The sequence below is a fragment of the Proteus penneri genome (genome assembly GCF_003144535.1).
Taxonomy (GTDB): Bacteria; Pseudomonadota; Gammaproteobacteria; order Enterobacterales; family Enterobacteriaceae; genus Proteus; species Proteus penneri.
The window spans coordinates 18,375-30,214 of record NZ_PHFJ01000009.1; the positions used below are offsets into that span (position 1 = coordinate 18,375).

The following is an 11,840-nucleotide window of genomic DNA, read 5'->3' on the forward strand; positions in this document are numbered from 1 at the left end:
TATGATTATTACTCCTTAAAAAACATGAGACGCATGATATCAGATATAAAGAAACCGACGCTATTTATTGGCGTAGTTTATGCCCTCTGATACTATGTACCGTTGTTCTACACTTGATAGGTAAACATAATGAGCCGTAAAGACAGAATGTTATCCCAACTTGGAATTCGTCAGTGGGTACTTCATAAGCCTGCTGTGTTAAAAGGCGAGCATTCTGTTCAATTTCCGGATACAACACGTTTACTTATCATTACTGATGATACCGTTGATCTAAATAACGGGCTTTTCTCTGATATTTTTAGCGCCATGGGGATAGATAAAGACGAAATCTATTGTATTACAACAGATGATGTGAGCATGCTCACAGAATCATTCAATCTTCCCTGCTGGTTATTAGGCACTGATCTCATACTTCCCTCTGAATATACTTCTCTGAGAAGCCCTTCATTACATCAGTTATATTTTGATGCTGATGCAAAACGCGATCTTTGGAAACAAATTTATCAATATGAAGACCATTTCACTCTTAAACCCTGCTGATTTACCTTTAGCATGGGAAATTGAAAAATTAAGTCATTCATTCCCTTGGAGTGAAGAAACATTTTATAGTAACCAAGGTAGTCATTATTTTAATCTGAAAATTTGCATTGATAATATTATTGTAGGTTTTGCAATTACGCAATTAATATTAGATGAGGCAACACTTTTTAATATCGCAATCCATCCTGATTATCAGGGGAAAGGTTACGGTAAAGCACTTTTATTGGAACTGATTGAAACACTTGAGAAAAAAAATATTACTACCTTATGGTTAGAGGTGCGAGAATCTAATGAAAAAGCATTCAATCTCTATGAATCTATAGGATTTAATTTCGTTTCAAAACGCAAAAACTATTACCCAACGAAGACAGGAAATGAAGATGCGATTATCATGGCTTATCCTATTTCTTTCTAATTAAATCTTTATTTAAGTTAAATTTAAAACGCCTTCTATTAGGCGTTTTTTGTTTTATTTGAAGAATGATAATTTTATTTTTTCATTATTTTTATTTGAAATTTATCTTTATTTTTACTTAATGTAAATTTATCAAGTTAATTTCACTTTTGTCATCGTTAAATTTTAAAACGTCAGGTGATTATAACGGTGTTAAAAAGGTGAATAATATTTAAAAGAAGTAGTTGAGTATTTGCTTTTATTTTAAATAAAGTGATTAGTCTCTAAATATAGACAAAATTAAATCTAAATGAAGGTATGTTTATTTAGATCCTTCTATTCAATCCTGAACCGAAAATAAATAGGCTAACGCTTTGCTTTATTGTTAGCTCATAAAGGTAGCTTGTAGAATTTTTAGCAAACATAGGTATGCTGAGCGTATCAATGAAAACAATGTTGCTCTATAAGGCAGTAGATACGATTAATTTTTTCAAACACTAGGCATCACTCCCTCAAGTAGATAAAATAGTAACCATTGATTGTTTATACAGACAAGATAGGCGAAAATAAGCGCCAATTAAGATTAACTTACGGGTTGAATGTTTTTATAGTCACGTTAATTATTACTTATAGCAATATATCAGTGTCTTACATTCTCTCGTCTATCAACCAGAAGATCACCATTGATGTCTAATCCTATTTTTCAGCAAGAAGTTGCTCGTCGTAGAACTTTTGCCATTATTTCCCACCCTGATGCGGGTAAAACAACCATCACTGAAAAAGTGTTGTTATTCGGACAAGCAATTCAACGTGCAGGAACCGTAAAAGGCCGTGGCTCAAATCAGCATGCAAAGTCTGACTGGATGGAAATGGAAAAACAACGTGGTATTTCTATTACAACCTCAGTTATGCAGTTCCCTTATGCGGATTGTCTAGTTAACTTATTAGATACCCCAGGGCACGAAGACTTTTCTGAAGATACTTATCGTACTTTAACTGCAGTTGACTGCTGTTTAATGGTCATTGACTCTTCTAAAGGGGTCGAAGATCGTACTCGTAAATTAATGGAAGTCACACGTTTACGTGATACCCCAATTCTGACTTTTATGAATAAACTTGACCGTGATATTCGTGATCCAATGGAAGTCATGGATGAAGTTGAAACAGAATTAAAAATCGCGTGTAGTCCGGTTACTTGGCCTATTGGTTGCGGAAAACTCTTCAAAGGGGTTTATCATATTCTGAAAGATGAAACTTATCTTTATCAAAGCGGTCAAGGTCACACTATTCAGGATTCTCGTGTTATCAAAGGGTTAGATAACCCAGAGCTTGATGAAGCGATAGGTGACGATTTAGCAAGTCAATTACGTGATGAATTAGAGTTAGTATTAGGTGCTTCTCACGAATTTGATCATGAGGCATTCTTAGCAGGCGAATTAACCCCTGTGTTCTTTGGTACTGCATTAGGTAACTTTGGTGTTAACCATATGCTTGATGGCCTTGTAAAATGGGCGCCAGCACCAATGCCTCGTCAAACTGATATGCGAGAAGTCACTGCTTCTGAAGAAACGTTCACCGGTTTCGTCTTCAAGATCCAAGCCAATATGGATCCTAAGCACCGTGACCGTGTTGCATTTCTACGTGTTGTATCTGGTATGTATGATAAAGGTATGAAGTTACACCAAGTTCGAATTAAAAAAGATGTGGTGATTTCTGATGCATTAACCTTTATGGCAGGCGATCGTTCTCACGTTGAACATGCTTATCCTGGCGATATTATTGGTCTTCATAACCACGGTACCATTCAGATTGGTGATACTTTTACTCAAGGTGAAATTCTGAAATTCACGGGTATTCCAAACTTTGCGCCAGAATTGTTCCGCCGTATTCGTTTACGTGATCCATTAAAACAGAAACAGTTACTTAAAGGATTGGTGCAGTTATCAGAAGAAGGTGCTGTACAAGTCTTTAGACCACTGGCAAATAACGATTTAATCGTCGGCGCGGTCGGTGTACTTCAGTTTGATGTGGTTGTTGCAAGACTTAAGAGTGAATATAACGTTGAGGCGATTTATGAATCCGTTAACGTTTCAACGGCACGCTGGGTTGAATGTAATAACGAGAAAAAACTCGAAGAGTTTAAACGTAAAAATGAACAAAACTTGGCACTTGATGGCAGCGATAACTTAACTTATATCGCACCAACGATGGTCAATTTGAATTTAACACGTGAGCGTTATCCTGATGTTGAGTTCCATCAGACCCGTGAGCACTAATTACTCGTCATACTTCAAGCTGCAACGTTGTTGACTACGTTCATTCGCACTAGTCACATACTTATGTATGCTCCTAGCGACTCATTCACTTGTCGCCTAGTTGCAGCTTGAATTATTTAGAGTAATAGCATGTTCGTGCTGATGCTTAAAGTTGCCGCTTGAACTATTTAGAGTAATAGTATTCTCATGCTTATACTTAAAGTTGTCGCTTGAACGATTTAGAGTAATAGTATTCTCATGCTTATACTTAAAGTTGTCGCTTGAATTATTTAGAGTAAGAGTGTGTTCATACTTTGAGCATTTAACTTAATGAAAAGGCTATATTTTTAATATAGCCTTATTTGTTGCTTCGCTTTGTTGAGTCTTTATACTTAATAAACCCATCGCTGTGAGAGACTCGATTTTCTTTGTTAAATATCCTCTGTATATCCCTAATATCCTACCGAAAAACCCTTCTTCATTTGGAATTACTCTTTTTTTTCTCTGTTAACATGATGCCTGTTTTTACACTTATTTATAAATATATGTAAAATTTTTTATAGATTTATTTTTCATTTTTAGAATAAAATTATTAGGATTAGTCTTTATTTGCTATTTTTTACTTTATTTAACTCGGATAGCTTATTAGTGTAATAGCTTAGATTGTTAAATTTTTGTAGTGCTTAATAAAAAGACAGACATTAAAACACACGTATATTTCCTATCTCAGTTATTGTGATTAGGGGGAGAGCAATGAAACAATATAAGACGCTAAAATTGGCGTTATTAATGTCAATCGGCTTAGCTTTTGTCAGTATGGGCGCGTCAGCTGAAACATCGTGGTATAGCGAGATTAATAAAAGTGGGAATAATACGGGTCACTACTTAAGTGATACTTCTATTTCTAATAAAATTCAAGATACGCTATTGCCAATGCAAGATATTAATAGTGAGAATATTTCTATTCGTACTGAGTTTGGGCATGTCTTTCTTTCCGGTTTTGTTGATAGTAAAGCGCAAGAAGAAAAAATCTTACAAGTTATTGAAAAAATTGAAGGTGTTAAAAGCGTAGACTCAGATGTAAATATCAAATCATAAACGTGATTTTCTTTTATATTCGTTACACTCTAAGAATATATTGTCTAATTTATTTGAATGAGTACGGAAAAAGAATGACGTCAAAAAAATGTGCGGGTATCCTTTGTTAAGTTGTATTAAGGAGACATTATGGGGAAGTATATACCTGTCACATTAAATAATATTACTGCACTCGAATTTCAATCCTCACTACCACAAGGTAAAGTTGCTTTAGTTTGTGAGGGCGGAGGTCAACGCGGGATCTTTACTGCGGGTGTCCTTGATGAATTTATGCGATCACGATTTGATCCCTTTGATGTTTTACTTGGGGTGTCTGCGGGAGCACAAAATTTGTCTGCTTTTGCCTGTGGTCAGCGTGGATATGCACGTAAAATTATTAATCGCTATACAACCAATAATCAATTCTTCAATCCCATTCGTTTTGTCCGTGGCGGCAATTTACTCGATCTTGATTGGTATATAGACACGACAGCCAAAGAAATGCCTCTTGATATACCAACAGCACTACGGCGGTTTGATACGGGGCGCGAATTTTATATGGTGGCAAGTCGTTCTGATAATTTTCAGGCCAATTATTTTCAACCCGATGAACTGACTTGGCTTGAGATAATCAAAGCGTCCAGTGCTATCCCTGCTTTTTATCGTAATGGGGTCTTATTTCATGATGTTGTTTATCATGATGGTGGTATCAGCGATGCTATTCCAGTGAGAGAAGCTTATCGACGTGGTTGTCGTACTATTGTTGTTGTGCGCACGGTACCTTCTGAATATCAATACACAACAGAATGGGTCGATCGTATGGGAAAATGGTTTGAAAATAGCCGTTTACAACGTTTTATGGCGATGGCTCAAGTCCATATCGAAACCTATACCGAAACACTTAAATTTATTCAATCGCCTCCAGAAGATGTTGTTGTTATCGAAATCTATCCACCAACGACGTTACAATCGAGTGCATTAGGAAGTCGTTTAAGTGCATTAAATCATGATTATCATGTGGGTAGACGTTGTGGACGCTATTTTTTAGCGACAATAGGTCAGCATTTTTCTAAGAAAAAATTCAAACAGCATGATAAAAAAATCTTTAGCCTATTTGAGCAAGAAGCAAAGGCGGATAAAGCGGAGGATGCTTCAATTATTCAACAAGGAACAAGAAGTGTGCACCCTGATGTAAGGCAGGTTTAAGAATGAATAAATTTATTGATACTCACTGTCATTTTGATTTTCCAGTTTTTTATAATGATATTGCAAATAGCTTATCTTTAGCACATCAAGCGCAAGTAAAAAAAATCATTATTCCTGCAGTTGCTCGCTGGAATTTTGATGTGGTGACTGAGTTATCAAATGAATATCCTCAATTATATAGTGCATTAGGATTACATCCTTTATATATTGAAGCGCATACAGAACAACATCTCATTGAATTAGAACAGAAATTAAAAATAGAACCTCGTTGTGTTGCTATCGGAGAAATCGGGCTTGATGACTATATGGATAACCCGCAACCAGAAAAGCAGGAGCGCTTTTTAATTGCACAACTTAAATTAGCGGCTAAGTTTGATTTACCCGTTATTTTACACTCACGAAAAACTCACGATAAGTTAAGTGCCTTGTTACGTCGTTATGATGTTCCTCGTAAAGGAGTTGTACACGGTTTTGCAGGAAGCCAGCAACAAGCTGAAAAGTTTATTCAACAAGGCTATTTTATTGGCGTTGGTGGAACCATTACTTATGAGCGAGCACAAAAGACCCGTCGAGCAATGGCTTCATTGCCGCTTGAATCGCTATTACTAGAAACAGATGCGCCCGATATGCCTGTGAGCGGTTTTCAAGGTGAACCCAATCGCCCAGAACGAATTCAATATGTTTTTTCTCAACTCTGTGAACTACGTCAAGAACCCTCTGAGGTAATTGCACAGCAACTCTATTTTAATAGCCTACAATTATTTCGGTTAAAAGATAATATCTAGTTGTTGAATTGAATTTAACTTTACTGGTTAAAATTGAATACATGGTTTGTTAATCGGATGATGTTTTCTCTCTATTCTGCCTATTCAATAATGCGGTTTTCCCCTCTTTTTGTGTGATCAACTTCTCATTTGTGACTTTTTTGTTACTTTTTTCAGACCCTATTTGTGATGGATGTTGAGGGTTCTTTTCTTAGACTAGGTATAATTATCTGGCAAAAAAGAGTCAATAAGCTCTGGCAAGGGCATTATTGATAATCCATTAAATTTTTATGTGAACAGGGATCCTTCAATGCAACTCATTATGAGCTTGGTCGGAATGGCAACATTAATATTGATAGCCGTTCTGTTTTCCAGCAATCGACGTGCAATTAGACTACGTACAGTTGGTGGCGCATTCCTTATTCAGATTGGCTTAGGTGCATTTGTTCTTTATTCCGACGGTGGTCGCGAGGTACTTCTTGCGATTTCTGATGGCGTTAAGAATGTTATTGATTACGGCAATAATGGGATGAGCTTCCTCTTTGCGGGCTTAGTATCAGATAAAATGTTCGAATTATTTGGTGGTGGCGGTTTCGTATTCGCCCTACGCGTACTGCCTGTTATTGTGTTTTTCTCTTCACTAATTGCAGTGTTGTATTACCTTGGCATTATGCAAATCGTCATCAAAATTCTTGGTGGTGGTTTACAAAAAGTACTAGGTACATCACGAACAGAATCGATGTCTGCAACTGCAAATATTTTTGTTGGACAAACAGAAGCACCGCTTGTTGTTCGCCCTTATATTGCAAGAATGACAACCTCTGAGCTCTTTGCTGTTATGTGTGGTGGTTTAGCCTCTGTTGCGGGTTCTGTGCTTGCTGGATACGCTAGCATGGGCGTACCGTTGGAGTACCTGATTACGGCTTCCTTTATGGCGGCTCCTGGTGGTTTACTCTTTGCTAAATTATTGATCCCTGAAACAGAAACACCAGATGATCAAAAAGATGCGCTTGATAAAATGGCAGATGACGAAAAACCCGCTAATATTATCGATGCTGCAGCTGCAGGTGCCTCTTCAGGTTTACAGCTTGCCCTTAACGTCGGTGCCATGTTACTTGCTTTCGTTGCATTGATTGCATTAGTTAATGGTATCCTCGGTGGTATTGGTGGCTGGTTTGGTTATGAGAATTTCTCATTAGAACTCGTGTTTGGTTGGGTGTTTGCACCTATTGCCTTCCTAATTGGCGTGCCTTGGAGTGAAGCGACCATTGCAGGCTCATTTATTGGACAAAAAATTGTTATCAATGAGTTCTATGCTTACTCTGAATTTAGTAAATATCTCAAAGAGGATGCACTTGTTGCGGGCTCTGGACTCATGGTGTTATCAGAACAAACAAAGGTAATCATTTCCTTTGCACTGTGTGGTTTTGCTAACCTTTCTTCCGTAGCTGTTTTGTTAGGTGGTTTAGGTGGAATGGCACCAAATCGTCGTCAAGATGTGGCTCGTTTAGGTATGAAAGCAGTACTTGCAGGTACACTCTCTAACTTAATGAGTGCAACGATTGCAGGATTCTTCTTTGCATTAACAGCAATGGCCGTTGTTGCTTAATTAATTTTTATTGTAGAGAGCAGATGGGTTTTGCCTATCTGCTCTTTTATGTTTGTTTTCTGCTGTAATGTTAACTACTTTTATTGTGAGAGATATTTCGCAATTTGTATTGAATAGGGTTAATAACGATATCATTTTATATTGCTTACGTTTTTTTTGCGTTATAAAGACGACTTAAAGGCGCTATTCGAGTAACATTAAACCAGAAAACGACTTAACTGTGATATTTATCACATTTTTATGTTATATATTGCAAGTTGCATTTAATTAGTGTGACGAAAAGCACATCTAATTGTTCCTTAGCGTGTTCAAATAAGATGTGCTGAAACTTCATGGAATGGCGAAAGCTCAATGACGGGTCGCCGAAGTGAGCATAGCGCGGTGAGAGGGAGCTCAGCTGTCGTTGTGGTATTAAGCTGCAACAACATCTTCAAGGAACCAAGTCCGCTCGCCAACAAATTTAATCGCTAACCTTAAGCGTACGCCCAAAAGGGCTTGAGAAACATCGTTGGAGAGTTTTATGACAGATTTAACCGCTGCAGCGCGCCTTGCGCTGTCTTTGATGGATTTAACTACATTAAATGATGATGATACTGATGCAAAAGTGACAGCATTATGTCATCAAGCTAAAAGCCCAGAAGGCAATACTGCTGCTATTTGTATCTACCCACGTTTTATTCCGTTAGCACGTAAAGTGTTACGCGAACAAGGTACTCCTGACGTTCGTATCGCAACCGTAACTAACTTCCCTCATGGTAATGATGATTTAGATATCGCATTAGCAGAAACCAACGCGGCATTAGCTTATGGCGCAGATGAGGTTGACGTAGTTTTCCCTTACCGTGCATTTATGGCTGGTAACGAGCAAATCGGTTTTGATATCGTTAAAGCATGTAAAGAAGCTTGTGCAAAAGCAGGCGCTTTACTGAAAGTCATTATTGAAACGGGTGAGCTGAAAGATCCAGCGCTTATCCGTAAAGCATCTGAAATTTCCATCAAAGCAGGTGCAGACTTTATTAAAACCTCCACAGGTAAAGTACCTGTAAATGCAACACTGGAAAGCGCTGAGTTAATGATCCAAGTGATCCACGATATGGGCGTTGGCAAAGAAGTTGGTTTTAAACCGGCTGGTGGTGTACGTACCGCTGAAGAAGCTGCCCAATACCTTGCATTGGCTAAACGCATTATGGGTGACAACTGGGTTGATGCTCGTCACTTCCGTTTTGGCGCATCAAGCTTGTTAGGTAATTTACTAGCCACTTTAGGTCATGGCGAGCAAAAATCGTCTAGTGGTTACTAATCCATTCGTGTAATACGTCCACATTTTATTGTGGGCGTTATCAATGCTATAAAACCAGGAGGTTGCAGTGTTTCTTGCCCAAGAGATTATTCGTAAAAAACGTGATGGTCATCCTTTAACAGAGGAAGAAATTCGTTTTTTCATTAATGGCGTCAGAGATAATACTGTTTCTGAAGGCCAAATTGCTGCATTAGCAATGACTATTTATTTCCACGATATGACGATGCCTGAGCGTGTTGCTCTGACATTAGCTATGCGTGATTCCGGTACAGTACTGAACTGGAAAAGCCTAAATTTAAACGGCCCAATTGTTGATAAACACTCAACAGGTGGTGTAGGTGATGTTACATCTCTGATGTTAGGGCCAATGGTTGCCGCGTGTGGCGGTTATGTTCCTATGATTTCAGGTCGTGGATTAGGTCATACAGGTGGAACATTAGATAAACTCGAAGCAATTCCAGGTTTCGATATCTTCCCTGATGATGAGAAATTCCGCGATATTATTCGTAACGTGGGTGTTGCTATTATCGGACAGACTAATTCATTAGCACCTGCTGATAAACGCTTTTATGCTACCCGTGATATTACTGCTACAGTTGATTCAATCCCGCTTATCACAGCCTCTATTCTAGGTAAAAAATTAGCTGAAGGTTTAGATGCATTAGTGATGGATGTTAAAGTGGGCTCTGGTGCCTTTATGCCGACTTATCAGAAGTCTGAAGAGCTGGCTGAGTCAATTGTCCAAGTAGCAAATGGCGCAGGCTGTCAAACTACGGCACTGTTAACGGATATGAATGAAGTTCTAGCTTCAAGCGCAGGTAATGCGGTTGAAGTTCGTGAAGCAGTTCAATTCTTAACAGGTGAATACCGTAACCCTCGTCTATTTGAAGTCACTATGGCGCTGTGTGTTGAAATGTTAGTATCAGGCCGTTTAGCGGATGATCGTCAACAAGCTCGTCAAAAACTACAAGATGTGTTGGATAACGGTAAAGCGGCAGAAGTCTTTGGTCGAATGGTTGCAGCACAGAAAGGCCCATCTGATTTTGTTGAAAACTACAATAAATACCTGCCAATTGCGGTATTAAGTAAACCTGTATTTGCTGAGAAAGCTGGGTTTATCACAGAAATGGATACACGTGCATTAGGTATGTCTGTTGTGACATTAGGTGGTGGTCGTCGTAAAGCCACTGATGCAATTGATTATAGTGTGGGATTAAGCGACATCGTAGCGCTTGGTGCTGAAATCAATACAGACACTCCGTTAGCGATGATCCATGCGAACAGTGAAAAATCATGGCAAGAAGCTGCGGCTGAAGTCCGTAAAGCGATGGTAATTGGTGACAGCAAACGCGAAGCTTCACCAATGGTGTACCGCCAAATCAGCGAATAAGAACTCAATTACGATTTATCAGTGACATATCCGTGGTCTACGGAGAATGACACAGGAGAGAGAATTATGAAACGTGTACATATCATGGTATTAGATTCCTTCGGTATCGGTGCTGCCGGTGATGCGGAGAAATTCGGTGACCAAGGTTCAGACACTTTAGGGCATATCGCACAAGCGTTTGCTGACGGTAAAGCAGATAGAGACGGTCGTAAAGGTCCTCTCCATTTACCTAATCTTTGCCGCTTAGGTCTAGGTAAAGCTGCGGAAGAATCAACAGGCAAATTCCCTGTCGGTTTAGATAAAAATGCAGATATTATCGGTGCTTATGGTTATGCCAGTGAAATCTCTTCTGGTAAAGATACTCCGTCAGGCCACTGGGAAATTGCGGGCGTGCCTGTTCTGTTTGATTGGGGATACTTCAAAGAGCTGAAAAACTCATTCCCACAAGAACTGCTAGAAAACATCGTTAAACGTGCAAAATTACCAGGATACTTAGGTAACTGTCACGCATCTGGTACAGTGATTTTGGATGAACTGGGTGAAGAGCATATGAAAACGGGTAAGCCGATTTTCTATACCTCAGCCGACTCTGTATTCCAAATTGCATGTCATGAAGAAACTTATGGTTTAGATAAATTATATGAGCTGTGTGAAATTGCTCGTGATGAACTAAACAAAGGTGATTACAACATTGGTCGTGTTATTGCGCGTCCATTTATCGGTGACAAGCCGGGTAACTTCGCCCGTACAGGTAATCGTCATGATTTAGCCGTAGAGCCACCAGCACCAACAATGTTGAAAAAACTGGTTGATGAAAAACAAGGCCATGTTGTTTCTATTGGTAAAATTGCTGATATCTACGCAAACGTAGGTATCACTAAAAAAGTGAAAGCAACAGGTATTGATGCACTGTTTGATGCAACACTTGAAGAAATGAAACTTGCGGGCGATAACACAATTGTATTCACCAACTTTGTTGATTTTGACTCCTCTTACGGCCACCGTCGTGATGTTGTGGGTTATGGTGAAGCACTTGAGTTATTCGACCGTCGTTTACCAGAATTAATGGAACTGGTTAAAGAAGATGACATTCTTATCTTAACAGCAGACCATGGTTGCGACCCAACTTGGCCTGGTTCTGATCATACTCGTGAACACATTCCTGTTCTTGTTTATGGTCCAAAAGTTAAACCGGGTTCATTGGGGCACCGTGAAACTTTCGCTGATATCGGTCAGACTGTTGTGAAATACTTCGGTTTATCTCCGGTCGACTATGGTAAGGCAATGTTTTAATTTAACTTCGGT

The 11,840-nt window shown here is 38.8% G+C and carries 10 protein-coding genes; all 10 read left to right on the forward strand.

The window, feature by feature from the left end; genetic code table 11:
- The first annotated feature begins 129 nt into the window (after nt 1–129).
- The 10 genes from CUB63_RS11270 to deoB all read left to right on the forward strand — a co-directional run bounded on the left by CUB63_RS11270 (nt 130) and on the right by deoB (nt 11,828).
- On the forward strand, nt 130–540 hold the full coding sequence (locus tag CUB63_RS11270) for a DNA polymerase III subunit psi (RefSeq protein WP_072064367.1): 411 nt from the start codon (nt 130–132) through the stop codon (nt 538–540).
- Complete coding sequence (gene rimI / locus CUB63_RS11275; protein ID WP_072064366.1) at nt 509–955, forward strand: ribosomal protein S18-alanine N-acetyltransferase; 447 nt, start codon at nt 509–511, stop codon at nt 953–955. Before CUB63_RS11270 ends, rimI begins: the two co-directional genes overlap by 32 nt.
- A 665-nt stretch (nt 956–1,620) precedes the next feature.
- Nucleotides 1,621–3,210 (forward strand): peptide chain release factor 3, encoded by a 1,590-nt coding sequence (prfC, locus tag CUB63_RS11280; RefSeq protein WP_109848053.1) that lies wholly within the window; start codon nt 1,621–1,623, stop codon nt 3,208–3,210.
- 732 nt (nt 3,211–3,942) lie between these two features.
- Nucleotides 3,943–4,287, forward strand: coding sequence for a BON domain-containing protein (locus CUB63_RS11285; RefSeq protein ID WP_006536117.1), 345 nt, complete (start codon nt 3,943–3,945; stop codon nt 4,285–4,287).
- Nucleotides 4,288–4,416: 129 nt separating this feature from the next.
- Nucleotides 4,417–5,472, forward strand: coding sequence for a patatin-like phospholipase family protein (locus CUB63_RS11290; RefSeq protein WP_109848054.1), 1,056 nt, complete (start codon nt 4,417–4,419; stop codon nt 5,470–5,472).
- A gap of 2 nt (nt 5,473–5,474) precedes the next feature.
- Nucleotides 5,475–6,257: a TatD family hydrolase gene (locus CUB63_RS11295; protein WP_109848055.1), complete on the forward strand. Its 783-nt coding sequence runs from the start codon at nt 5,475–5,477 to the stop codon at nt 6,255–6,257.
- Nucleotides 6,258–6,546: 289 nt separating this feature from the next.
- Nucleotides 6,547–7,845 carry a NupC/NupG family nucleoside CNT transporter gene (locus CUB63_RS11300; RefSeq protein ID WP_072064361.1) on the forward strand — a complete coding sequence of 433 codons (1,299 nt, stop codon included), beginning with the start codon at nt 6,547–6,549 and terminating at the stop codon, nt 7,843–7,845.
- 520 nt (nt 7,846–8,365) lie between these two features.
- Nucleotides 8,366–9,145, forward strand: a complete 780-nt coding sequence (deoC, locus tag CUB63_RS11305) for a deoxyribose-phosphate aldolase (RefSeq protein WP_006536109.1) — start codon at nt 8,366–8,368, stop codon at nt 9,143–9,145.
- Nucleotides 9,146–9,212: 67 nt separating this feature from the next.
- A complete protein-coding gene (gene deoA / locus CUB63_RS11310) occupies nt 9,213–10,535 on the forward strand; it encodes a thymidine phosphorylase (protein ID WP_109400020.1) in 1,323 nt (440 codons plus the stop codon).
- A gap of 66 nt (nt 10,536–10,601) precedes the next feature.
- The gene (gene deoB / locus CUB63_RS11315) at nt 10,602–11,828 is read left to right on the forward strand and encodes a phosphopentomutase (protein WP_072064358.1); all 1,227 of its coding nucleotides are present in this window, start codon (nt 10,602–10,604) and stop codon (nt 11,826–11,828) included.
- The last annotated feature ends 12 nt before the right edge of the window (nt 11,829–11,840 follow it).

Bases quoted from the DNA above. Each gene is read 5' to 3' on its own strand.
- CUB63_RS11270 (WP_072064367.1), top strand. From the start codon at position 130: ATGAGCCGTAAAGACAGAATGTTATCCCAACTTGGAATTCGTCAGTGG.
- rimI (WP_072064366.1), top strand. From the start codon at position 509: ATGAAGACCATTTCACTCTTAAACCCTGCTGATTTACCTTTAGCATGG.
- prfC (WP_109848053.1), top strand. From the start codon at position 1,621: ATGTCTAATCCTATTTTTCAGCAAGAAGTTGCTCGTCGTAGAACTTTT.
- CUB63_RS11285 (WP_006536117.1), top strand. From the start codon at position 3,943: ATGAAACAATATAAGACGCTAAAATTGGCGTTATTAATGTCAATCGGC.
- CUB63_RS11290 (WP_109848054.1), top strand. From the start codon at position 4,417: ATGGGGAAGTATATACCTGTCACATTAAATAATATTACTGCACTCGAA.
- CUB63_RS11295 (WP_109848055.1), top strand. From the start codon at position 5,475: ATGAATAAATTTATTGATACTCACTGTCATTTTGATTTTCCAGTTTTT.
- CUB63_RS11300 (WP_072064361.1), top strand. From the start codon at position 6,547: ATGCAACTCATTATGAGCTTGGTCGGAATGGCAACATTAATATTGATA.
- deoC (WP_006536109.1), top strand. From the start codon at position 8,366: ATGACAGATTTAACCGCTGCAGCGCGCCTTGCGCTGTCTTTGATGGAT.
- deoB (WP_072064358.1), top strand. From the start codon at position 10,602: ATGAAACGTGTACATATCATGGTATTAGATTCCTTCGGTATCGGTGCT.